Annotated in this window: 23 protein-coding genes, 2 tRNA genes and 2 pseudogenes; 21 read left to right on the forward strand and 6 right to left on the reverse strand. The window is 58.4% G+C overall.

All coding sequences use genetic code 11. The annotated features are described in order from the left end of the window. The first annotated feature begins 137 nt into the window (after positions 1–137). The 5 genes from uvrB to iscA all read left to right on the forward strand — a co-directional run bounded on the left by uvrB (position 138) and on the right by iscA (position 5,034). The gene (uvrB, locus tag BMX55_RS02730; protein ID WP_091452347.1) at positions 138–2,201 is read left to right on the forward strand and encodes an excinuclease ABC subunit UvrB; all 2,064 of its coding nucleotides are present in this window, start codon (positions 138–140) and stop codon (positions 2,199–2,201) included. Positions 2,202–2,424: 223 nt separating this feature from the next. After that, positions 2,425–2,961 (forward strand): Fe-S cluster assembly transcriptional regulator IscR, encoded by a 537-nt coding sequence (gene iscR / locus BMX55_RS02735; protein ID WP_091452351.1) that lies wholly within the window; start codon positions 2,425–2,427, stop codon positions 2,959–2,961. Positions 2,962–3,062: 101 nt separating this feature from the next. Further along, positions 3,063–4,277 carry an IscS subfamily cysteine desulfurase gene (locus BMX55_RS02740; protein WP_091452353.1) on the forward strand — a complete coding sequence of 405 codons (1,215 nt, stop codon included), beginning with the start codon at positions 3,063–3,065 and terminating at the stop codon, positions 4,275–4,277. Between the two features lie 15 nt (positions 4,278–4,292). Further along, complete coding sequence (gene iscU / locus BMX55_RS02745) at positions 4,293–4,700, forward strand: Fe-S cluster assembly scaffold IscU (protein ID WP_091452356.1); 408 nt, start codon at positions 4,293–4,295, stop codon at positions 4,698–4,700. Positions 4,701–4,710: 10 nt separating this feature from the next. Continuing rightward, positions 4,711–5,034 (forward strand): iron-sulfur cluster assembly protein IscA, encoded by a 324-nt coding sequence (gene iscA / locus BMX55_RS02750; protein WP_091452359.1) that lies wholly within the window; start codon positions 4,711–4,713, stop codon positions 5,032–5,034. On the opposite strand, the gene BMX55_RS02755 is transcribed toward iscA, so the two are convergent. Then, a complete protein-coding gene (locus tag BMX55_RS02755; protein WP_245751226.1) occupies positions 5,031–6,179 on the reverse strand; it encodes an RNA-guided endonuclease InsQ/TnpB family protein in 1,149 nt (382 codons plus the stop codon). The genes iscA and BMX55_RS02755 overlap by 4 nt on opposite strands. Further along, positions 6,176–6,307, reverse strand: coding sequence for a ribbon-helix-helix domain-containing protein (locus tag BMX55_RS02760; RefSeq protein WP_091452362.1), 132 nt, complete (start codon positions 6,305–6,307; stop codon positions 6,176–6,178). Before BMX55_RS02760 ends, BMX55_RS02755 begins: the two co-directional genes overlap by 4 nt. Before the next feature lie 117 nt (positions 6,308–6,424). Here BMX55_RS02760 and hscB point away from each other — a divergent pair, with 117 nt between their 5' ends. The 7 genes from hscB to BMX55_RS02795 all read left to right on the forward strand — a co-directional run bounded on the left by hscB (position 6,425) and on the right by BMX55_RS02795 (position 12,212). Continuing rightward, a complete protein-coding gene (gene hscB / locus BMX55_RS02765; RefSeq protein WP_091452365.1) occupies positions 6,425–6,943 on the forward strand; it encodes a Fe-S protein assembly co-chaperone HscB in 519 nt (172 codons plus the stop codon). A 33-nt stretch (positions 6,944–6,976) separates the two neighbouring features. Continuing rightward, on the forward strand, positions 6,977–8,854 hold the full coding sequence (hscA, locus tag BMX55_RS02770) for a Fe-S protein assembly chaperone HscA (protein ID WP_091452369.1): 1,878 nt from the start codon (positions 6,977–6,979) through the stop codon (positions 8,852–8,854). Between the two features lie 17 nt (positions 8,855–8,871). Next, complete coding sequence (gene fdx / locus BMX55_RS02775) at positions 8,872–9,210, forward strand: ISC system 2Fe-2S type ferredoxin (RefSeq protein ID WP_091452372.1); 339 nt, start codon at positions 8,872–8,874, stop codon at positions 9,208–9,210. Between the two features lies 1 nt (position 9,211). Continuing rightward, entirely contained in the window at positions 9,212–9,925 is a 714-nt protein-coding gene (gene dnaQ / locus BMX55_RS02780; protein ID WP_091452376.1) for a DNA polymerase III subunit epsilon, read from the forward strand. Between the two features lie 36 nt (positions 9,926–9,961). Beyond that, positions 9,962–10,036: transfer RNA gene (locus BMX55_RS02785), tRNA-Val, on the forward strand. Positions 10,037–10,072: 36 nt separating this feature from the next. Beyond that, positions 10,073–10,147, forward strand: a tRNA-Val gene (locus BMX55_RS02790). A gap of 112 nt (positions 10,148–10,259) precedes the next feature. Next, entirely contained in the window at positions 10,260–12,212 is a 1,953-nt protein-coding gene (locus BMX55_RS02795) for a propionate--CoA ligase (protein WP_281242815.1), read from the forward strand. A 68-nt stretch (positions 12,213–12,280) separates the two neighbouring features. Here the strand turns inward: BMX55_RS02795 and BMX55_RS02800 are convergent, their stop codons facing one another. Continuing rightward, on the reverse strand, positions 12,281–13,081 hold the full coding sequence (locus BMX55_RS02800) for an enoyl-CoA hydratase/isomerase family protein (RefSeq protein WP_091452382.1): 801 nt from the start codon (positions 13,079–13,081) through the stop codon (positions 12,281–12,283). 87 nt (positions 13,082–13,168) lie between these two features. Between BMX55_RS02800 and BMX55_RS02805 the strand changes: the two genes are divergently transcribed. Further along, positions 13,169–13,597: a PaaI family thioesterase gene (locus BMX55_RS02805; RefSeq protein WP_091452385.1), complete on the forward strand. Its 429-nt coding sequence runs from the start codon at positions 13,169–13,171 to the stop codon at positions 13,595–13,597. Between the two features lie 7 nt (positions 13,598–13,604). Here the strand turns inward: BMX55_RS02805 and folP are convergent, their stop codons facing one another. The 3 genes from folP to BMX55_RS02820 form a co-directional block, all read right to left on the reverse strand. Next, a complete protein-coding gene (gene folP, locus BMX55_RS02810) occupies positions 13,605–14,441 on the reverse strand; it encodes a dihydropteroate synthase (protein ID WP_091452388.1) in 837 nt (278 codons plus the stop codon). Between the two features lie 81 nt (positions 14,442–14,522). Then, positions 14,523–16,463 (reverse strand): ATP-dependent zinc metalloprotease FtsH, encoded by a 1,941-nt coding sequence (ftsH, locus tag BMX55_RS02815; protein ID WP_091453153.1) that lies wholly within the window; start codon positions 16,461–16,463, stop codon positions 14,523–14,525. A gap of 142 nt (positions 16,464–16,605) precedes the next feature. Further along, on the reverse strand, positions 16,606–17,268 hold the full coding sequence (locus BMX55_RS02820; protein ID WP_091452391.1) for an RlmE family RNA methyltransferase: 663 nt from the start codon (positions 17,266–17,268) through the stop codon (positions 16,606–16,608). 32 nt (positions 17,269–17,300) lie between these two features. Here BMX55_RS02820 and BMX55_RS02825 point away from each other — a divergent pair, with 32 nt between their 5' ends. The 8 genes and pseudogenes from BMX55_RS02825 to BMX55_RS02855 all read left to right on the forward strand — a co-directional run bounded on the left by BMX55_RS02825 (position 17,301) and on the right by BMX55_RS02855 (position 23,087). Continuing rightward, entirely contained in the window at positions 17,301–17,777 is a 477-nt protein-coding gene (locus BMX55_RS02825; RefSeq protein ID WP_091452394.1) for a YhbY family RNA-binding protein, read from the forward strand. A 5-nt stretch (positions 17,778–17,782) separates the two neighbouring features. Next, positions 17,783–18,352, forward strand: coding sequence for a D-sedoheptulose 7-phosphate isomerase (gene gmhA, locus BMX55_RS02830; RefSeq protein ID WP_091452398.1), 570 nt, complete (start codon positions 17,783–17,785; stop codon positions 18,350–18,352). A 21-nt stretch (positions 18,353–18,373) separates the two neighbouring features. Then, positions 18,374–19,312 carry a D-glycero-beta-D-manno-heptose-7-phosphate kinase gene (gene rfaE1 / locus BMX55_RS02835; RefSeq protein ID WP_091453156.1) on the forward strand — a complete coding sequence of 313 codons (939 nt, stop codon included), beginning with the start codon at positions 18,374–18,376 and terminating at the stop codon, positions 19,310–19,312. Continuing rightward, positions 19,309–19,776: pseudogene (locus BMX55_RS16650) on the forward strand (adenylyltransferase/cytidyltransferase family protein); the annotation flags it as partial. The gene rfaE1 and the pseudogene BMX55_RS16650, both read left to right, overlap by 4 nt. Before the next feature lie 21 nt (positions 19,777–19,797). Further along, positions 19,798–20,343, forward strand: a pseudogene (gene gmhB, locus BMX55_RS16540) (D-glycero-beta-D-manno-heptose 1,7-bisphosphate 7-phosphatase); the annotation flags it as partial. Between the two features lie 13 nt (positions 20,344–20,356). Continuing rightward, the gene (rfaD, locus tag BMX55_RS02845; protein ID WP_091452401.1) at positions 20,357–21,304 is read left to right on the forward strand and encodes an ADP-glyceromanno-heptose 6-epimerase; all 948 of its coding nucleotides are present in this window, start codon (positions 20,357–20,359) and stop codon (positions 21,302–21,304) included. Positions 21,305–21,312: 8 nt separating this feature from the next. Beyond that, a complete protein-coding gene (gene waaF, locus BMX55_RS02850) occupies positions 21,313–22,335 on the forward strand; it encodes a lipopolysaccharide heptosyltransferase II (RefSeq protein ID WP_091452406.1) in 1,023 nt (340 codons plus the stop codon). Then, complete coding sequence (locus BMX55_RS02855) at positions 22,332–23,087, forward strand: glycosyltransferase family 2 protein (RefSeq protein WP_091452409.1); 756 nt, start codon at positions 22,332–22,334, stop codon at positions 23,085–23,087. The genes waaF and BMX55_RS02855 overlap by 4 nt, the downstream gene beginning before the upstream one ends. The last annotated feature ends 23 nt before the right edge of the window (positions 23,088–23,110 follow it).

Raw genomic sequence — 23,110 nt, forward strand, 5'->3', positions numbered from 1 at the left:
TTGTAACAAATATTAAACGCCTCTGTCCTTGATTGAACTCCTGTGGTGTGGGGTGGCCCTCCGCCTGTTGCAGAATCGGTACGACATTCGCACCCTGCCAAAACTTTAGGGCCATACTTATCTGGCCCCCAGCCACCATGCCCACACCCCCAGGCCAGTTCCTCACCTTCCCCGGCTCACCGTTTGAGCTGTTCCAACCCTACCCCCCCGCCGGAGACCAGCCTACGGCCATCACCCAGTTGGTCGAGGGCGTGCAGGATGGCGAGGTCTTCCAAACCCTGCTGGGTGTGACCGGCTCAGGCAAGACCTTCACCATGGCCAATGTCATCGCCCAGTTGGGGCGCGCGGCCATCGTTTTTGCCCCGAACAAAACGCTGGCCGCGCAGTTGTACAGCGAGTTCCGCGAGTTCTTCCCCAAGAATGCGGTGGAATACTTTGTCAGCTATTACGACTACTACCAGCCCGAAGCCTATGTGCCGCAGCGCGATTTGTTTATCGAGAAAGACAGCGCCATCAACGAGCACATTGAGCAAATGCGCCTGTCTTGTACCAAAAGCCTATTAGAGCGGCGCGATGTAGTCATCGTGGCCACGGTGTCGGCCATCTACGGCATTGGCAACCCCGAAAGCTACCACCGCATGGTGATGACGCTGCGCGTGGGCGATACGCTAGGCCAGCGTGATGCCATCGGCCAATTGGTGCGGATGCAGTACCAGCGCAACGATACGGATTTTTCACGCGGCAATTTTCGGGTTCGGGGTGACACCATTGATGTGTTTCCTGCCGAGCATTCTGAGTTGGCGCTGCGCATTGAGCTGTTTGATGACGAAATCGAGAGCCTGCAACTGTTCGACCCGCTTACTGGGCGGGTGCGCCAAAGCATTCCGCGCTTTACCGTCTATCCGGGCAGCCACTACGTCACGCCACGCGATCAGGTGTTGCTAGCGGTAGAGGCCATCAAAACCGAGCTGGCCGAGCGTTTACAACAACTGGTGGCAGACGGCAAACTGGTCGAGGCGCAACGGCTGGAGCAGCGCACCCGCTTTGATCTCGAAATGCTCACTGAAGTCGGGCACTGCAAGGGCATTGAAAACTACTCGCGCCACCTGTCCAGCACCGCAGCGGGTGAGCCACCCAGCACGCTCACCGATTACCTGCCCAAAGATGCGCTGATGTTTCTGGACGAAAGCCACCAGATGATCGGTCAATTGAGCGCCATGTATAACGGCGACCGCTCGCGCAAAACCACGCTGGTCGAATATGGCTTTCGCCTGCCCAGTGCCTTAGACAACCGCCCGCTCAAGCTGGAAGAATTTGAGCAGCGCATGCGGCAGGTGATTTTTGTCTCTGCTACCCCGGCAGACTACGAAAAAACCCATGCCAGCAAAGTGGTAGAGCAACTGGTGCGGCCCACCGGGTTAGTCGATCCCGCCGTCGAGGTGCGCCCGGCCAGCAGCCAAGTGGACGATGTGTTGCAAGAAATCCGCCTGCGCGTCGAACGCCAAGAGCGCGTGCTCATCACCACACTCACCAAGCGCATGGCCGAGCAGCTCACCGACTATCTGAGCGACAACGGCGTGCAAGTGCGCTACCTGCACAGCGATATTGACACCGTGGAGCGCGTCGAGATCATCCGGGATTTGCGTCTGGGCACTTTTGATGTGTTGGTGGGCATCAATCTGCTGCGCGAGGGCTTAGACCTGCCGGAGGTGTCGCTGGTAGCGATTTTGGATGCTGACAAAGAGGGTTTTTTGCGCTCCGAGCGCAGTTTGATCCAAACCATAGGCCGCGCTGCGCGCAATCTGCACGGCCAAGCCATCCTGTATGCCGACCGCATCACCGCATCAATGAAAAAAGCCATCGACGAAACGGAACGTCGGCGCGAAAAACAACTCCAACACAATTCAATGCAAGGAATTACGCCGCGCAGCATTGTCAAGCAGGTGAAAGACCTGATTGACGGCGTGTACAGCGAAAAATCGGGCAAAGAAGCTGAAAAACTGGCGCAAGCGGTACTAGAACGGGCCAAAGTGGAGTCGATGTCACCGAAAGAGGTGGCCCAAGAAATCAAGCGCCTAGAAAAGCTGATGCTGGGCCACGCCAAGAATCTGGAGTTTGAGCAGGCCGCACGGGTGCGTGACCAATTGACCCAGCTCAAAAACCAAGCATTTGGCGGCCCCGGTGATGTGGTAGCCCCCTGATCGCCCCATAAGTGTTGCCCTTACGCCTTGTTAATGACCACCAACTTACTTATCCGACAAATTTAATGGGAATTGTGCTATACTGGGGTGAAACACTCAACAACTACCCCGATGAAGACGCCTTGCAACCCTTGCAAGGCGATGGGGATGAGACGTTGCCCCCCAGTGCGCGATCCGCCACGAGGGCCGTTTCATGAACCCACCAGCGAAGAAGGAGCTTGCCATGCGTCTTACTACCAAAGGCCGTTTTGCGGTCACTGCCATGATTGATCTGGCCTTGCGCCAAAACAATGGCCCCGTTACCTTGGCCGCCATCAGCCAGCGCCAGCGCATCTCCTTGTCGTACTTGGAGCAACTTTTTGGCAAGCTGCGCCGCCACGAGTTGGTCGAATCCACCCGTGGCCCCGGCGGCGGTTACACCTTGGCCCGCAAGGCCGCCGATATCACCGTGGCCGACATCATCGTGTCGGTCGATGAGCCCATTGATTCCACCCAATGCGGTGGCAAAGAAAACTGCTTGGGCGAGTCAGGCCGCTGCATGACGCACGATCTGTGGTCGTCGCTCAACCAGCGCATGGTTGAATTTTTGGATGCCGTCACGCTGCAAAAGCTGGTGGACGACCAATTAGCCAAGGGCGTGCTGGTAGAAAACAAGCCTGCCGTGCGCCGCGCTATCTCTACCACCCCGGTGGTCAAGCCCATTCGCGTCAATGCACCCAACTCGGTGTTTGCGCTGGGCAACGTTTTCGCCAAGTCCTGATTTTTACGCCGGGCCAGCCCGCTGACCTGCACAGGTCAGCTTTGCCCTGCCCGTCAACAGTTTCTCGCCCGCCAAAACCCTTCATTGAGTAAGCCAGCCCTATGACCCCGCACTTTCCTATCTACATGGACTACGGCGCCACCACGCCGTGTGACCCGCGCGTGGTAGATGCCATGATTCCTTGGTTGCGCGAACATTTTGGCAACCCCGCTTCCCGCAGCCACGCTTGGGGCTGGGAGGCCGAGGCCGCCGTCGAAAAAGCCCGCGAGCAAGTGGCCGAGTTGATCCATGCCGATCCACGTGAGATCGTCTGGACAAGCGGTGCCACCGAATCGAACAATCTGGCCATCAAAGGTGCAGCGCATTTTTACCAAGGCAAAGGCAAGCACCTGATTACGGTCAAGACCGAGCACAAAGCAGTGCTGGACGTGATGCGTGAGCTAGAGCGCCAAGGCTTTGAAGTCACCTATCTGGATGTGCAAGACAACGGCTTGCTGGATTTTGAGGCCCTCAAGGCCGCCATCCGCCCCGACACCATCTTGATTAGCGTGATGTTCGTGAACAACGAAATCGGCGTGATCCAAGACATTCCGGCCATTGGTGCTCTGTGCCGCGAAAAAGGGATCATCTTTCATGTCGATGCTGCCCAAGCCACCGGCAAGATCGAGATTGATTTGCAAACCCTGCCCGTCGATCTGATGAGCTTGGCTTCGCACAAGACCTACGGCCCCAAGGGCATTGGTGCGCTGTATGTGCGCCGCAAGCCCCGGGTGCGCCTAGAGGCACAAATGCACGGCGGCGGCCACGAGCGTGGTATGCGTTCGGGCACCCTGCCCACACACCAATGTGTCGGCATGGGCGAAGCCTTTCGCATTGCCAAAGAGGAAATGGCGCAAGACAATGCCAAGGCTCTGGCCTTGCAACAACGCCTGCTCAAGGGTTTGCAAGACATCGAACAGGTGTTCATCAATGGCGACTTGGAGCACCGGGTGCCGCACAACCTGAACATCAGCTTCAATTATGTTGAAGGTGAATCGCTCATCATGGGCATCAAGGGGCTGGCGGTGTCGTCTGGCTCTGCCTGTACCTCGGCCAGCTTAGAACCCAGCTATGTATTGCGCGCCTTGGGCCGCAGCGACGAGCTGGCGCACAGCAGCCTGCGCATGACCTTAGGCCGCTTCACCACCGAAGCAGAAATCGACTACGCGATTGACACCATTCGCGTCAACGTGGCCCGGCTACGCGAACTCAGCCCCCTGTGGGATATGTACAAAGACGGCATTGATATCTCAGCGATTCAATGGGCCGCGCACTAATCAAGGAGATTCACCATGGCTTACTCTGACAAAGTGATCGACCACTACGAAAACCCGCGCAACGTAGGCTCGTTTGACAAAGGCGACGACACCGTGGGCACCGGCATGGTGGGCGCACCCGCCTGTGGCGATGTGATGAAGTTGCAAATCAAGGTCAACCCCGACACCGGCGTGATCGAAGATGCGCGCTTTAAAACCTATGGCTGCGGCTCGGCCATTGCGTCCAGCTCGCTGGTGACCGAATGGGTCAAGGGCAAAACGCTGGACGAAGCAGCAGCTCTGAAAAACAGCCAAATTGCCGAAGAACTAGCGTTGCCGCCGGTCAAAATCCACTGCTCCATCTTGGCCGAAGACGCCATCAAGGCCGCAGTGAACGACTACAAGACCCGCCACGGCGGCAACAGCAGCGCTACGGCTGCTTGAGAGATCAGACATGGCCATCTCGCTGACCGAAGCCGCTGCGCGGCATGTCACCCGTTACCTGAGCCGCCGGGGGCAGGGGCTGGGCGTGCGGCTGGGGGTAAAAACCAGCGGCTGCTCAGGCTTGGCCTACAAGCTCGAATATGTCGATGAAATGGCCCCCGAAGACCTAGTGTTTGAAAACCACGGCGTCAAGGTCATCATCGACCCCAAAAGCCTGGCCTATATTGACGGCACCGAACTCGATTTCGTGCGTGAGGGCCTGAACGAGGGCTTTCGCTTTAACAACCCCAATGAGCGCGACCGCTGCGGCTGCGGAGAGAGCTTCCGCGTCTAGCGCTTCCTGCTGGCCCCTTGCTGCAAAACCGCCACCGCGCAGCGTGCTGGCGGTTTTTTTTTGACATCCTCCCCTCCCAAAAGGAAGGGAATTCCCACTACTGGCGTGTCATGCCCGACACGGAAACTTAATTGGTTCAAGATGTTTTTAGCCGCATTCACATCACGATCATGCACACCGCCACACTCCGAACAAATCCAGTTTCTTATTCCAAGACCGGCGATACCTTTCGGCCTCGAATCGGGCAACGCGCCGCAATCCGAGCAGGTCTGGGTGCTATAGCTTTCGTTCACTTCTTCAAACCATGCGCCATGCTTAACAGCCTTGTACGCCAGTTGAGTTCTGAAGGACGTCCAACCTGCATCCAAAACAGACTTCGCCATGCTGGTCTTGGCGAGTCCGGCGGCGCACACGTTGCCGACCGCAATGTAATCAAACTCACGCACGATGCGGGTGCTGAGTTGGTGGTGAAAGTCGTTGCGCCGGTTCGCGATTTGTGCATGAATGACCTTCACCCGACGTTTTTTATGGGCACGTTGTGCCACGGCCAAAGCTTGCTCTGCACCACGGTAAATGCGCTGCGCTTCTATCTTTTCTCCGGTGGACAGGGTCGCAAATTCTTTCAGACCCAAGTCGATACCCACACCTTTGACGGGCTGGCGGACACCCATCGCCACAACCTCGACATCAATCACGATGTTCAGAAACCAGTTGCCCCGACTGTCTCTGGAGAAGTTGGTGCCGTCTTTGATTTTGCCCACAGGCAGCACCCGGCTGTTGAAGACGCGAAACGTATGGCCTGCAAAGCGAAACGCATCGCCTTCACGCTTCAACTCGCGGCCTTTGAGTGGAACCCAGCCCAAGGACTTTTTACCCCGGTAGCGCAGGTAGGGGCGTTTCTTTTGACTGCGCGATTTGGCGTACTGCTCGCAAACGGCGTTGACCGTGCCCGAATGCAGGCCCAGCTCTTTGCTGCTGCCCGTCGTGAGCTTGTTCAGATCGAACCCAGTGTGCCAAGGCCGGCCAAAGCGCAAAGCATCTTTTTGCCGGTCGTTACAAAAATTCCAGACGAAGTTAACCGCTCGCGCCTGCTGGTTCAGCAAGCCATTGAGCGACTTCACCCGGTACCTGTAAACAAGGATCATTTTTGTTTTTTCAGGAAGTCTTCGACAGCGCGACGGATCAGCTCAGAGACGGAAACATCAAGCTTTTTAGAAAGCTCCTGCAACCGCTCAAAGGCTGGATCAGGAAGAAAAAAGTGTGTGCGTTTCATTCACACATTTTACAGCAATCCAATGGACTAAAAAATGCAAACCCAACAGCCCGACCACTTTGCGGTCGCCCTCTACCTCCCCGGCCTGAAGGCCGAGATTTCTCGGGAAAACCACCGATGAACTTGCAATCGAATGATTTTGAACTGTTTGACCTGCCCCGGCGCTTTGCGCAAGAGCGCAGCACCATCGACAACCGCTGGAAAGAGCTGCAACGCGAAGCCCACCCCGACCGCTTTGCCGCCCAAGGGGCCGCTGCCCAACGCATTGCCATGCAATGGTCAGTACGCATCAATGAGGCCTACCAGCGCCTGAAAGACCCCCAGCGCCGCGCCGCCTACCTGTGCGAACTGCACGGCGTACCTATCCGCGCCGAAGACAACACCGCCATGCCCGCCGCATTTCTGATGCAGCAAATGGAATGGCGCGAAGCCCTTGAAGAAGCCAAAACCCTTGCAGAAATCGACGCCCTAGAGCGCGAAGTGCGCCAAGCGCAAAAAGCCGGGCTAGAGCGCTGCGCCACGCTGATCGACACGCAACAAGACTTTGCGGCTGCGGCCCAGCAAGTCAGAACCCTTATGTTCATTGCGCGTTTTGCCCACGACGTAGGGCAGCGCCAAGATCAACTGGGACAATAAGGCCCTCTCCGTATCCCACAAAAGAAAAAATTCATGGCGCTGTTGCAGATTTCCGAACCCGGCCAATCCCCCAACCCCCACCAACGGCGCATTGCCGTAGGCATTGATCTGGGCACCACCCATTCGCTGGTGGCTGCCGTGCGCAATGGCGTCGCTGAATGCCTGCCCGACGATGAGGGCCGGGTGCTGTTGCCCTCTATCGTGCGCTACCTAGCAGGTGGCAAGCGCCAGATTGGCCATGCCGCTGCCGCCGCACAGGCCGACGATGCCAGCAATACCATTGCCTCGGTCAAGCGCTTTATGGGCCGGGGGCTGGCCGACATCACCCAGCCAGACAAGCTGCCCTATACGCTGGTGGGTGCCGATGGGGGCGCAGCCACCACAACCGGCATGGTGCATCTGGCTACTGCCGGGGGCGTGAAATCGCCGGTAGAAATCAGCGCCGACATTCTGGCTACGCTGCGTTACCGCGCTGAAGACACCTTCAACGACGACCTGTATGGGGCCGTGATTACCGTCCCTGCCTACTTTGACGACGCCCAACGCCAAGCCACCAAAGATGCAGCCCAATTGGCCGGTATCCACCTGCTGCGCCTGATCAACGAACCCACCGCCGCCGCCATTGCCTACGGCTTAGACAACGCCAGCGAGGGCGTCTATGCCGTGTATGACCTCGGTGGCGGCACGTTCGATATTTCCATCCTGCGCCTGACGCAAGGCGTGTTTGAAGTCATTGCCACCGGGGGCGACTCGGCACTCGGCGGTGACGACTACGACGCCGCACTGGCCGATGCGGTGCTGGCCCCCTTGGGCGTCGCCTTGCACACCCCGGCTGACAAAACAGCCGCCCGCTTGGCCGCCCGTGCCTGCAAAGAAGCCCTGACCGCCCACGACAGCGCGCTGTTCAGTGCTACGCTGGCCGGAACCACCATCGCGCAAACGGTGCAGCGCAACGATTTTGAAGCCGCCACCGCCCACCTTACCGCCCGCTCCTTGGCCGCTGTGCGCCGTGCGCTGCGCGATGCCCAACTGGCAGTGGACGAAGTACAAGGCATGGTCATGGTCGGTGGCTCTACCCGGATGCCGCACATTCAGCAAGCGGTGGGCGCATTTTTTGGCCGCACGCCCCTAACCAACCTCAACCCCGACGAAGTAGTCGCCTTGGGCGCGGCCATCCAAGCCAACCAATTGGCAGGCAACAACACCGCAGGCGATTTGCTGCTGTTGGATGTGATTCCGCTGTCACTGGGCATTGAAACGATGGGCGGCTTGGTCGAGCGCATTGTCTCGCGCAACGAAACCATCCCCACCGCCAAAGCGCAAGACTTCACCACCTACAAAGACGGCCAAACCGCGCTGGCGCTGCACGTCGTGCAAGGCGAGCGCGATTTGGTGCAAGATTGCCGCAGCTTGGCCCGTTTTGAGCTGCGCGGCATTCCACCGATGGCCGCTGGGGCAGCACGTATCCGCGTCACCTTTACCGTGGATGCTGATGGCCTGCTGTCGGTCAGTGCCAAAGAGCAAATCAGCGGCGTCGAGGCCCGTATCGACGTCAAACCGTCGTATGGCCTGAGCGATGAGCAAATCGCCACCATGTTGCAAGAGGGCTTTGCTACCGCTGCCCAAGACATCCAAGCGCGTGCGCTGGTAGAAGCCCGCGTCGATGCCGACCGCATGTTGCTGGCGACACAAAGCGCTTTGGACATCGACAGCCATCTGCTACAAAACGACGAACGCACCACCATTGACGCCTTAATGGCTGCCCTGCGCCAGCAAAAAGACAGCGATGATGCCGCCGCCATTGAGGCCGCCACCCAAGCGCTGGCTAAAGGCACCGAGAGCTTTGCCGCCCAACGCATGAACCAAGGCATTCGCCAAGCGCTGGCCGGTAAAAACGTCCAAAGCCTGTAAATTGACCCCCACACCTTATGCCAGTCATCAAAATCCTGCCCCACGCCGAATTCTGCCCCCAAGGCACTGAAATCAACGCCCCTGCGGGCACTTCCATTTGTGAAGCCCTGCTAGAAAACCATATCGCCATTGAGCACGCCTGTGACATGAGCTGTGCCTGTACCACCTGCCACGTCATCGTGCGCGAAGGCTATGCCTCACTCAATGCGGCAGAGGAAGAGGAAGAAGACCTGCTCGACCGGGCTTGGGGCTTAGAGCCACAATCGCGCCTGAGCTGTCAGGCCATTGTGGGCGCACAAAATCTGACGGTAGAAATCCCCAAATACACCATCAACCACGCCCGAGAAAACCACTGAGATGCTGCGCCAGATCATCCTCGACACCGAAACCACTGGCCTGTCGGCAGACAACGGCGACCGCATCATTGAAATCGGCTGCGTCGAGCTGGTGGCCCGCAAGCTCACGGGCAACAACAAGCATTTTTACCTCAATCCGGGGCGCGATAGCCACCCGGATGCCCTGCGCATCCACGGTATCAGCAACGATTTTTTGAAAGACAAACCCAAGTTCGAGGCCGTGGTGGAGGATCTGCTGGCGTATTTGCAAGATGCCCAGCTCATCATCCACAACGCACCGTTCGATATCGGCTTTTTGAACAAAGAGCTAGAACTAACGGGCCGCCCGCCCCTGCGCCACTTTGTCGGTGAGATCACCGACACGCTGGTCATGGCCAAGGAGATGTACCCCGGTAAGCGCAACTCGCTTGATGCGCTGTGCGACCGCTTGGGCGTGGACAACTCCGGGCGCACCCTGCACGGCGCGCTGCTCGATGCCGAGCTGCTGGCCGATGTGTATATCAACCTCACCCGCGGCCAAGATGCCCTGCTGGTGATAGAGGAAGACGCCCAAAACACCGGCAGCAGCCAGCACATTGCCCTCGACTTGCAGAGCATCCAACTGCCCATTATGTTTGCCACCGAGCAAGAACAGGCGGCCCACAAAGCCGTGCTGACCCAGATCGACAAAGCCAGTGGTGGCAAAACGGTTTGGCGCACGCAGCAAAACGGCTAAAAACTGTGCGATAATATTGGTCTTGTCATTAAGACAGGGTGATTAGCTCAGCGGTAGAGCACTGCCTTCACACGGCAGGGGTCACATGTTCGATCCATGTATCACCCACCACAATTTGCGGCTTTGGTTTTCCCGATCAAAGCCATTGGGTGATTAGCTCAGCGGTAGAGCACTGCCTTCACACGGCAGGGGTCACATGTTCGATCCATGTATCACCCACCACAAAATTGAAAGAAATCAAGGACTTGTCCATTAGGCCAAGTCCTTTTTCTTTGCCCCATCCATTCAGATCACAGCACGGCCAGCCCAACCGTCAGCTTCCCGCAAGCACAGCCTGAATAATTATGAATTCAAAATTGCCACGACTGTGCGCCCCTCTCGGAGACATTGCATGACCAGCTACGCCGACTTCCACCAACGCTCCATTACCGAGCGCGATGCCTTTTGGGCCGAGCAGGCCCGCCTGATTGACTGGTACACGCCCCCAGAACAAATTTGCGACTACAACAACCCGCCCTTTGCGCGCTGGTTTGTAGGCGGTACCACCAACCTGTGCCACAACGCCGTCGATCGCCACTTGGCCGAGCGTGCCGATCAAGCCGCGCTGGTAGCCATCTCCACCGAGACCAACACCGAGCGCAGCTACAGCTTTGCCGAACTGCACCAAGAAGTGCAACGCATGGCCGCCAGCCTGCAAGCATTGGGCGTAAAAAAGGGCGACCGTGTCCTGATTTACATGCCCATGATTGCCGAGGCCGCTTTTGCCATGCTGGCCTGCGTGCGTATTGGCGCACTGCATTCGGTAGTGTTCGGTGGTTTTGCTGCCGGTTCTTTGGCTTCGCGCATTGAAGACGCCCAACCTGTGGCCGTAGTCAGTGCCGATGCAGGTTCGCGCGGCGGTAAGGTCGTGCCTTACAAGCCGCTGCTGGACGAAGCGATTAGCCTGTCTAGCCACAAGCCTGCCGCCGTGCTGATGGTCAACCGTGGTTTGGCCCCGATGGACTGGGTACAAGGCCGTGACCACGATTGGGCCACCTTGCGCCAGCAGCAAATCGATACCCAAGTGCCTTGCGAATGGCTGCAAGCCACCGACCCCAGCTACACCCTGTATACCAGCGGCACCACGGGCAAGCCCAAGGGCGTGCAACGTGACACCGGCGGCTACACCGTGGCACTGGCGTCCAGCATGAAGCACATTTTTGATGCCAAAGCAGGTGATACCTTCTTTGCCACCAGCGATATCGGCTGGGTGGTGGGCCACAGCTACATCATCTATGGCCCCCTGATTGCTGGCATGACCACCATCATGTACGAAGGCTTGCCCACCCGCCCCGATGCTGGCATCTGGTGGAGCATTGTTGAGAAGTACAAAGTCACGCACATGTTCTCGGCCCCCACCGCAGTGCGCGTGCTCAAAAAGCAAGACCCTGCCTATCTGGCTAAATACAACCTGTCCAGCCTCAAGGCCTTGTGGTTGGCCGGTGAGCCGCTCGATGAGCCCACAGCCCAATGGATCAGCAGTTCGCTCAATGTGCCCATCATTGACAACTACTGGCAAACCGAAACCGGCTGGCCTATCCTCTCGCTGTGCAACGGCGTCGAGCAGCAAGTCACCCGCTTTGGCAGCCCCGGCAAGGCAGTGTATGGCTACAACGTCAAACTGATTGACGAATCCACCGGTGAGGAACTCACCACCCCCAACCAAAAGGGCGTGGTAGCCATTGAAGGCCCCTTGCCCCCCGGCTGTATGCAAACCGTCTGGCGCGACGACGACCGCTTTGTCAACACCTACTGGAAGAGCATTCCGGGCCGTTTGGTCTACAGCACCTTTGACTGGGGCATCCGCGATGCCGACGGTTATTACTTCATTCTGGGCCGCACCGACGACGTGATTAACGTGGCTGGGCACCGTTTGGGCACCCGCGAAATCGAAGAATGTATTGCTTCGCACTCCAACATTGCCGAAGTGGCTGTGGTGGGTGTAGCCGACAGCCTCAAGGGCCAAGTGGCCTTGGCCTTTGCCGTACCCCGCGATGCCACCACCTTGGGCGATGATGCTGCGCGCAAAGCGCTAGAAGCCGAAGTGATGCACTTGGTCGATCACAGTCTGGGCGCTGTGGCACGTCCATCGCGGGTTTATCTGGTCGGGCTGCTGCCCAAGACCCGCAGCGGCAAGCTCTTGCGCCGCGCCCTGCAAGCCGTGGCCGAAAAACGCGATCCGGGCGATTTGACGACAATGGAAGACCCCGCCGTGCTGCAACAAGTGCGCGATTTGGTCGGTTCCTGATTCGGTTCCCGTAGGGCTATATGAGCCGCAATGCCTTATCGGGCATTGCGGCTTTTTTATGGCTCGGCTCAATGCCCGGTAAACACTGGCTTGCGCCGCTCGGCAAAAGCACGGCGGCCTTCGGCAAAATCTTCGCTTTCAGACGTCAGGGCTTCGCGCTCGCGCATGGCGGGCCAATTGGCTTGGCCGGTAGCAATCTCATTGATAGATTGCTTGGTGGCCCGCACAGCCAGCGGTGCCAGCGCCGACACATCTTGCACCAAGGCCGCCAACGTGGCCTCCATCGCCGCGACATCGGGCACTACGGCCTCTAGGCACCCGGTGTTCCAGAGCATTTGCGCCGTAAAAGGTCGTGCCGTCAAAAAAGCCCGTTTGGCCGCCGACACCCCCAACCGCGCCACATAGCGCTGCAAACCACTGGGGTAGTAGTGCAAGCCCAGCGCCGTGGCGGGCATACGGAACTCAATGCCATCCAAAGCCACGCGCAAATCACAGGCCAAAACCAAATCGGTAGCGCCGCCATAGACGCTGCCATTGAGGGCGCAGATCGTTACCGGGTGCAACACCGCCAGCGCATCGGCCACGCGCTCAAACAATGCCGATCCGCTCTCATCTTCGCCACCAAAACCACCAATATGGTAGCCCGCACAAAACACCGGCTTGGGCTGGTCTGCGGTGTTAGCTGTCAGCACCACGACACGGATACTGGGATCGGCATCAATTTGGGCAAACAGGTACAACAGGGCTTTCAGATCGGCATTTTCTAGCCGGTTGCGGTGGGCGGGGCGGTTCAGCGTGATGGTAGCCACACCGCCATCAGCAAGGGTCAATACAGGGGTGGAAGGTGAAGAAAAAACAGACTCAGACATAAGGAGGGTTTGCTTCCAATCGGAAGCGCAGCATAGACAAAAGCGCAAGAATACCCGTGTTGCAATTCCTGCTACGCTCTCGCCCCCATGAACCCATCCCATCCTATTCCGGCCAGCCTGCAAACCTTGTTGAGCCAAACCCCCGTGACCGATTTGCTTGGCCGGCACATCCAATTGCTAGACCTGCAAGCGGGCACCATCGTCGTGCAATACCAAGCCACAGAACAGTTTCTCAACCCGGCCCGTCAGGTGCAGGGCGGTATGCTCAGTTCCATGCTCGATGATGTGACCGCCGTACTGGTCACAGCCACGCTGGAGCCGGGAGCTTTTTGCGCTACCCTGAGCCTGAACACCTCGTTTCTGGCCTCGGCCAAAGCTGGAGCGCTGATAGGCAAAGCCCATTTTGAGCGCCGGGGCAAGAACATTTGCAATGTGCGCGGTGAACTCTGGCAGGGCGATACGCTGGTAGCCAGCGCCAGCGCGGTCTGCATGGTGCGCCGTCCGGCCAGCGCCTGAAAGTCCGTTATAAGGCCGGTTGGGCCGCCTGCCACACTTGCAGTGCTTGGGCGGTGGCGCGCACATCATGCACGCGCACAATGCGCGCCCCACGCTCCACCGCCAGCAGGGCAGCAGCCACACTGGGCACCATGCGCTGATCTACCTCCAGCCCCGTCACCGCCCCAAGACAAGACTTGCGCGACCACCCAGCCAACACGGGGTAGCCCAGCGCCAGCAACTCCTGTTGGCGCGCCAGTAAAGTTAAGTTTTGCTCCACGGTTTTGCCAAAACCGATGCCGTAGTCCAGCACGATACGTTCGGGCTGCACCCCCAAGGCTTGCAAGTTTTGGGCGTTTTGCGCTAAAAATTGCACCACTTGCGCTACAGCATCACCAGCCATCGGGGCCTGCTGCATGGTTTGCGGATCGCGGTGCATGTGCATCAGGCAGATGCCGCAGGCGGGGTGCTGCGCCACTACCTGCGCCGCCCCCGGCTGGCGCAAGGCCCAAATATCGTTAATGATGTCAGCACCTAAATCCAACACCGCCTGCATCACCTCCGGCTTATAGGTGTCTACCGACACCGGCACGCCCAAGCGCACAGCCTCACGCACCACGGGCAAAACGCGGGCTAATTCTTCGACCAAAGGCACTGCTGGACTGCCGGGGCGCGTGGATTCGCCACCAATATCCAAAATATGCGCGCCGTCATGCAGCAACTGCTCGGCATGGCGCAAGATCGCTGCAATATCCGAAGGCTGACGCTGGCCGCCATCCGAAAACGAATCGGGGGTGACATTCACAATCCCCATGATTTGGGGCGAGGTCAGGTCAATACTGAAACGAGAAGTTTGCCAAAACATATTTGCGTGGGCGCTATCACAGCACCATGAAAAACGGGGCACTAGGCCCCGTGTCAGAAAAAAGAAGGCGCTACTACTGCCTTAAACCACCGTGGGGGCGGCTGGGGCAGCGGCGGGGCCAGCGGCCACCGCAGGTAAACCACCACTGCCACTGTCCCCGCCCGAAGAGGCTGGGGGTGTGCGGGGCGTCCAATCCTTGGGTGGGCGTGGTGCCTTGCCCGCCATGATGTCATCGAGCTGCTCGGTATCAATGGTTTCCCATTCCAGCAGGGCCTTGGCCATGGCGTGCATCTTGTCGCTGTGCTCTTCAATCAGGCCACGCGCCAAGGAGTATTGCTCGTCAATGATGCGGCGCACCTCGTTGTCCACCTTTTGCATGGTGGACTCACTCATGGTAGTGGTTTTGGTCACGGAACGGCCCAAGAACACCTCGCCCTCATTCTCGGCATAAACCATCGGCCCCAAGGCGTCGGTCATGCCGTAACGGGTCACCATGTCACGGGCAATGTGCGTGGCACGTTCAAAGTCGTTGCTGGCACCCGTGGTCATTTGGTGCATAAACACTTCTTCAGCGATACGGCCCCCAAACAACATGCTGATTTGGTTCAGCATATAGTCTTTGTCGTAGCTGTAGCGGTCTTGCGCGGGCAGGCTCATGGTCACGCCCAAGGCCCGGCCACGCGGAATGATGGTTACTTTATGAACCGGGTCGCACTTGGGCAGCAGCTTGCCAATCAGGGCATGACCTGCTTCGTGGTAGGCGGTGTTGCGGCGCTCTTCTTCGGGCATGACCATGCTCTTGCGCTCAGGCCCCATCAAGATTTTGTCTTTGGCCTTTTCAAAATCTTGCATCTCTACCGTGCGGGCATTGCGGCGTGCTGCCATCAGCGCCGCCTCATTGCACAGGTTAGCCAAGTCGGCGCCAGACATACCGGGCGTGCCACGGGCAATGATGCCGGGATTCACATCTTGGCCCACCGGAATCTTGCGCATATGCACATTCAGGATTTGCTCACGGCCCCGGATATCGGGCAGCGTGACATACACCTGACGGTCAAAACGGCCCGGACGCAGCAAGGCAGCATCCAGAATGTCGGGGCGGTTGGTGGCGGCCACCACGATCACACCGAGGTTGGTCTCAAAACCGTCCATCTCGACCAGCATCTGGTTGAGGGTTTGTTCGCGCTCGTCGTTGCCACCGCCCAAACCCGCACCACGTTGGCGGCCTACGGCGTCGATTTCATCAATAAAGATGATGCAAGGAGCATTCTTTTTGGCGTTTTCAAACATGTCGCGGACACGGGCCGCGCCCACGCCGACGAACATTTCCACAAAATCAGAACCAGAAATGCTGAAAAACGGCACCTTGGCTTCACCTGCAATAGATTTGGCCAACAGGGTTTTACCGGTGCCCGGAGGGCCGACCAGCAGCAAACCACGCGGAATACGGCCACCCAGCTTTTGGAATTTTTGTGGGTCTTTCAGAAAATCGACCACTTCCTTGACTTCTTCTTTGGCCTCATCGCAACCAGCGACATCGGCAAAAGTGACACCATTGTTGTTTTCATCCAACATACGCGCTTTGCTTTTGCCAAAGCTGAAAGCACCACCCTTGCCGCCGCCTTGCATCTGGCGCATGAAATACACCCAGACGCCAATCAGCAGCAGCATCGGCCCCCAGCTGACCAGCAAAGTCATCAGCAGCGAGCCTTCTTCGCGTGGTTTAACGTCAAACTTGACGTTGTTGTTCACCAGATCGCCCACCAAACCCCGGTCGAGGTAGGTGGCAGTGGTACGGATACGGCGGTCATCGTTGGTGACGGCCACGATTTCGGTGCCGCCTTGGCCTTCTTGGATGGTGGCGCTCTTGATGCGGCTGTTGCGCACTTCGTCCAGAAACTCGGAATATCCGATGTAGCCAGCTGCCGCGCCTACCCGCGTATCAAACTGTTTGAATACGGTGAACAGCACCATGGCAATGACCAGCCAAACGGCGACTTTTGAAAACCACTGATTATTCAAGCGGGGCTCCAGAGAGAGTGCAAAGAGCAATAGACAAGGTAAGGGGCGATTTTAGGCGTTTCGAGACAGGCCGGAACAGCAATAGCCCCAGACGGCCACAGTTGGGGCGTGGATTTGACCCACCGCAGCCCAACGTATGGCTTTAGCCTTGGTTTTTAAGACCAATGCCGACCAAAAAGGTTTCGGATGATTTGTCGCGCGATGCCTTGGGTTTGACAGGCTTGACGATACGAAACGTCTCTTTGAACAAGGCCACCAGCGGCGCATAGGCACCGCCATGAAACAATTTGGCCACCAACGCACCATCAGGATGCAGATGCTGGCGGGCAAAATCGACCGCCAACTCTACCAGCAGCTCAATGCGGGCAGCATCGGTAGCACCTATGCCAGACAGGTTAGGAGCCATGTCAGACACCACCACATCCACCGTACGGCCTTGCACTGCTGCTTCGAGTTGTGCCAGCACCTCAGGCTCACGGAAATCGCCTTGGATGTAGTGGACGCCCTCTACCGGCTCCATCGGCAACAAGTCCAAAGCGATGATGGTGCCATCGAGTGTGCCACTGGCCGCACCACCGGGCGACAAGCGGCGGCGCACATACTGGCTCCAAGCACCGGGGGTGCAGCCCAAATCGACCACTACTTGGCCGGGGCGGATCAAGCCAAACTGCTCGTCGATCTCCTTGAGTTTGTAGGCGGCGCGGGCGCGGTAGCCCTCTTTGTGCGCCAGTTTGACGTAGGTGTCATTGACGTGGTCGTTCAACCAAGCCTTGTTCACCTTCTTACTTTGTGTTTTGACCTTCATGATTCTCCTGTCCTGCCTCGATAATACGGCCCATGCCCCAAATTGAACTTACTCCGGCCCAGCGCCGGGAACAACGCGCCGAAGCCCACCACCTGAACCCGGTGGTGCATATCGGCAACGATGGCCTTACCCCCGGTGTGCGCAAAGAGGTCGATGCCGCCCTCAATGCCCACGGCCTCATCAAAATTCGCGTCTTCAACGATGACCGTGCAGCCCGCGAACTGATGTACCAAGAGCTGGCCGCCGAACTCAACGCTGCACCCATCCAGCACATCGGCAAATTATTGGTGCTGTGGCGGCCCATGCCCGACAAAGAGCGTAGCGTCGATGAAGACCGGATGCCCGGCCCCAAAGACGTCAAGGTGCTCAAGTACAGCAAACGCGGCGGTCAACGCCCCGAAATCAAAACCCTGCGCGTGCTAGGCAACGAGCGCCTGACCTCTGGCGGCCAGATTAAACGCGCCAAAAAGCGCAAGCCCACTTCAGTGAAAAAACGCCAATCGGATTAAGCACTGTGGCCTCCCTGTTTCTACACAATGTGCAACAGCAGCAAGCCTTGCTTGCCACGCTGCACACGCTGGATGAGGCAGTGTTGCAAGCGGGTCAACTGGCAGCCCAAGTGCTGCGCCAAGGTGGCAAACTGTTGTGGTGTGGCAACGGTGGCTCTGCCGCTGACAGCCAACACTTGGCCGCCGAGCTGACGGGGCGCTTTGTCCAAGACCGGCGGCCCCTTGCGGCGCTGGCCTTGTCCACCGACACCTCGGCCCTGACCTGCATCAGCAACGACTACTCTTTTGACGAAGTGTTTGCCCGTCAGGTGCAGGCGCTGGGGCGCCCTGGTGATTTGCTGATTGGTATTTCCACCTCTGGCAACTCGCGCAATGTGATCCGTGCTGTGCAAGAGGCCCAGCAGTTGGGCCTGCACACCTTGGGCCTGCTGGGGCGCGATGGCGGCGCACTGCGCCCGCTGTGCAGCCACAGTATCGTCGTTCCCAGCCAAACCACGGCGCGCATCCAAGAAGCCCATATCCTGATCGGACATACCCTGTGTGGTCTGATTGAACAAGAGTTAGGCTTGGCCTGAATGGGCCTAAGCCCCGTGTTGATGAAGCCTTTGTTACCTTCTCCTGAACACATTGCCCACTGCCGCATCTTGGTGGTGGGCGATGTCATGCTTGACCGTTATTGGCATGGCGAAGTCACCCGCATTTCGCCCGAAGCCCCGGTGCCAGTCGTGCATATCCGGCGCGAAGAAAACCGCCTCGGTGGTGCTGCCAACGTCGCCTTAAACCTCAAAACCCTTGGTGCCCAAGTCACTTTGTTGAGCATGGTGGGGCAAGACGAGGCCGCCGAGCGCCTGCACGAGTTGCTCCAGCAGCACGGCATTTGTGCCGAGTTGGGCCGCGACCCGGACATGGACACCATCGTCAAGCTGCGCGTGATTGGCCGGGCGCAGCAAATGCTGCGCATCGACTTTGAAAAAGAACCCGACCACGAAGTGCTGGCCAGCATGTTGGGGCATTTTTCTACGCTGCTGCAAGGGCACGATGTGGTACTGTTTTCCGACTACGGCAAAGGCGGATTGGCGCATATCCCGCAAATGATCGACATGGCCCGGCGTGCGGGCAAGCCGGTGCTGATTGACCCCAAAGGCCACGATTACAGCCGGTATGCCGGAGCCACCGTGATCACGCCCAACCGCGCCGAATTTACCCAAGTGGTGGGCAGTTGGCACAGTGAGGAACAACTCCAGCACAAAGCCGAGGCTTTTTGCCAGCAACTGGGATTGCAAGCCCTGCTGCTGACCCGCTCTGAAGAGGGCATGACGCTGTTTCAGGCGGGCCAAGTGCATTCTGTGCCTGCGCAAGCGCGGGAAGTGGCCGACGTTACCGGAGCGGGCGATACCGTGATTGCCACCCTCGCCCTGTTGCTGGCCTGCGGCCTGCCCCTAGAGCAAGCCATGCACTGGGCCAACCATGCCGCTGGGCTGGTGGTGGCCAAATTTGGCACAGCCAGCCTGAGTTACGAAGAATTATCCGCATGAGTAACCCTGCCGAGAAAATCTGTCCGCCAGACCAACTAGCCGCCCGGCTGCCAGCCTTGGCGCGGCCATTAGTCATGACCAATGGGGTGTTTGACGTGTTGCACCGTGGGCACGTCAGTTACCTGCACCGCGCCGCTGAGTTGGGCGGCTCGTTGCTGGTGGCCCTCAACACCGACCGCTCGGCCAAAATGCTGGGCAAAGGCCCAGACCGGCCCCTGCACAGCGATGTAGATCGGGCCTATGTGCTGGCTGGTTTGGGCTGCGTTGATTTGGTCACGTTTTTTGACACCCGCACCCCGGTAGAGTTGATTCGCGCCCTGCGCCCCGACATCTACGTCAAGGGCGGTGACTACGATATGGAAACCCTAGAAGAAACCCAAGTGGTGCGCAGTTGGGGTGGGCAATCGCTGGCGCTGCCTTTTGTCGAGGGTTTTTCCACCACCGCACTGGTGCAGCGCATTCGCACCCCCTTGCGCAAGGCCGCTTTTTTAGACCGCGATGGCGTAATTAACCGCGACCGGGCCTATGTCCATCGCTGGCAAGATTTTGAGTTCATGCCCGGTGCCATCGAGGGGATGCGCCGTTTGCAGCAAGCGGGTTACGCACTGGTGGTAGTCACCAACCAATCAGGCTTGGCACGCGGCTACTACACCGAAGCAGAGTACCAAGCCCTGAGCAGCGCCATGCGCCAAGAGCTGGCGCGCCAAGGCGTAGAGCTGGCAGGTATCTACCACTGCCCACACCACCCAGCCGGGGCAGTAGCAGATTTGGCTATAGCCTGTGACTGCCGCAAACCCGCCCCCGGCTTGCTGTTGCAGGCTGCGCAAGAGCTGCAACTCTCGCTCACAGATTCACTCTTGATTGGCGACAAACCCAGCGACATCGAGGCCGCACGCGCCGCAGGCGTAGGCCATGCCTATCTGGTCGATTCGGACAACCCCGAATCTGGCACCGCACCCCATTTGGCAGACGGCCATTTTGCCGATTTGCTTACCTGTACCACCGCGCTGCTGGGTGCAGCAACACTGTAAAAGAGAAGCACTTATGATTATTGTGACTGGCGGTGCTGGCTTTATTGGCAGCAACCTTGTGCAGGGGCTCAATGCCCGTGGCATTTCGGATATTTTGGTGGTCGATGATTTGAGCGATGGCCACAAATGCCTGAACCTCGCAGACGCCCACATCCGCGATTACTTGGACAAAGACGATTTTCTACAGCGCATCCAATCGGGCCAACACTTGGGGCCGGTAGAGGCGGTGTTTCACCAAGGAGCCTGCTCCTCCACCACCGAGTGGGATGGCCGCTTTGTTATGCGCGTCAACTACGAATACACCAAAGCACTACTGGGCTGGACAACGGAGAAACGGGTGCCGTTTTACTATGCCTCCTCGGCCTCGGTGTACGGCAATGGCACGGTGTTTAAAGAGTCCCGCGAGCACGAGCGCCCTCTCAATGCCTATGCCTTCTCCAAATTTTTGTTTGACGTGCATCTGCGACCCTTACTGGCAGGTATCGACAGCCCAGTAGTAGGCCTGCGTTATTTCAATGTGTATGGCCCGCGTGAACAGCACAAGGGCAGCATGGCCAGCGTGGCCTACCATATGCGCCAGCAACTGCACACGGGCAACACCGTGCGCCTGTTTGAGGGCTGCGATGGCTATGGCCCCGGCGAGCAGCAACGCGACTTTATCCATGTCGATGATGTGGTGGCAGTCAATCTGTGGCTGCTGGACAACCCACAGGTGCGCGGCATTTTTAACTGTGGCACGGGCCGGGCGCAGAGCTTTAACGAAGTGGCCCAAGCTGTGATTGCACACCACCAGCGTGGTCAGCTCGAATACATCGCTTTTCCAGAGCACCTCAAGGGCCGCTACCAAAGCTACACCCAAGCCGATATGGGAGCGCTGCGCCAAGCAGGTTACGAGGCCCCATTCCTGAGCGTAGAGCAGGGCGTACAGCGTTACATGGCATGGCTGGATCAGCGGGCCTAAAATTTTCCATGACAACTGCGCAGCAGATTTTGGTGGTCGGCCCCTCTTGGGTGGGCGACATGGTTATGGCGCAAAGCCTGTTCATGGTGCTGCACACCCAGCATCCGGGAGTGTGCATTGATGTGCTGGCACCGCAGTGGTCACTGCCCATTTTGGCGCGTATGCCCCAAGTGCGCCAAGGCATTGCCATGCCGCTGGGGCACGGTCAGTTGGATTTGCGCACGCGCTGGCAACTGGGGCGGTCGCTGGCAGCCAAGGGCTACGATCAGGCCATTGTGCTGCCCGGCTCGCTCAAATCAGCATTGGTGCCTTGGTTTGCAGGCATACCCACGCGCACTGGCTTTGTGGGCGAGATGCGCTATGGCCTGCTCAATGACCGGCGTCGCTTGGATAAGCAAGCCCTGCCCATGACCGTGCAGCGGTTTGTGGCGCTGGGCCTGCCAGCATCAGTGACACCAGCACCAGAAACACCCCAGCCCCGGCTCTTGGCCAATACCGATCACGCTACGCGCCTCAAACAACAACTGGGCCTGAGTGACGACCGCCCCGCCATAGCCTTGATGCCCGGTGCCGAATATGGCCCGGCCAAACAATGGCCGGCCAACCATTTTTCTCGCCTCGCCACGGCCTTGCTCGCCCAAGGCTATCAAGTCTGGATTTTGGGTTCCGCCAAAGACCGCCCAGTGGCCGATACCATCGCCCAAGGGGTATCAGGTAACGGTGTGCATAACCTCTGCGGCCAGACGCAACTGGCCGATGTGTGCGATTTGCTGTCGGTGTGTGCAGCGGCAGTCAGCAACGACTCCGGGCTGATGCACGTAGCCGCCGCCTTAGACAAGCCGGTGGTAGCCCTGTATGGTTCCTCTAATCCACACCATACACCGCCCTTAAGCCCCAAGGCGCAGATTCTGTATTTGGGGCTGGATTGTTCACCCTGCTTCAAACGGCAATGCCCGCTAGGACACACGCGCTGCTTGGCCGATATCCAGCCTGAGCAAGTGCTACAAGCACTGGGGCTACCCTCTTTATGAACCGACCTACCCTGTCCGTCATCCTTATCACCAAAAACGAGGCCTTGTTGATCGACCAAGCACTGGCCTCGGTGCAATGGGCCGATGAGATCATCGTGGTCGATTCTGGCAGCACCGATGCCACGGTAGAAATCTGCCGCCGCTACACCGACAAAGTGACCGTCACCGACTGGCCGGGCTTTGGCGCACAAAAAAACCGCGCTTTGGCCCTAGCTACGGGTGAATGGGTGTTGTCGATAGATGCCGATGAGCAAGTGTCACCAGAACTAGCACAAGAAATTCGTGCCACGGTGCAAGATGCGGCATACCCGGTGTACAGCCTGCCCCGGCTGTCGAGTTTTATGGGCCGCCCCATACGGCACGGCGATTGGTGGCCGGATGAAATCCCGCGCCTGTTTCGGCGCACGCAAGCCCGGTTTTCAGATGATTTGGTACATGAACGCTTAGTATTTGAAGGTGCAGCAGGCCGATTGCAGCACCTGTTGTTGCACCAAAGCATCCGCTCCATCGAGCAGCTTTTGGGCAAAACCAACAGTTATACCACCGGTGGGGCCGTGCGTGTGCGCCAAGCGGGCAAGTCTTGTGGCATAGGCACAGCCATCAGCCACGCCTTTTGGGCTTTTTTGCGCGGCTATGTGTTCAAACGCGGCTTTCTCGATGGCAAGGAAGGGTTCATCATTGCCTTGTCGGTGGCAGAGAATTCTTTCTATAAATACGTCAAAGCCAGCTATCTACCACCCCGCCAGCCCTGAGTGGGCGCGCTGTGCAGCCGCTG

It is taken from the genome of Giesbergeria anulus (genome assembly GCF_900111115.1).
Lineage (GTDB): Bacteria > Pseudomonadota > Gammaproteobacteria > Burkholderiales > Burkholderiaceae_C > Simplicispira > Simplicispira anulus.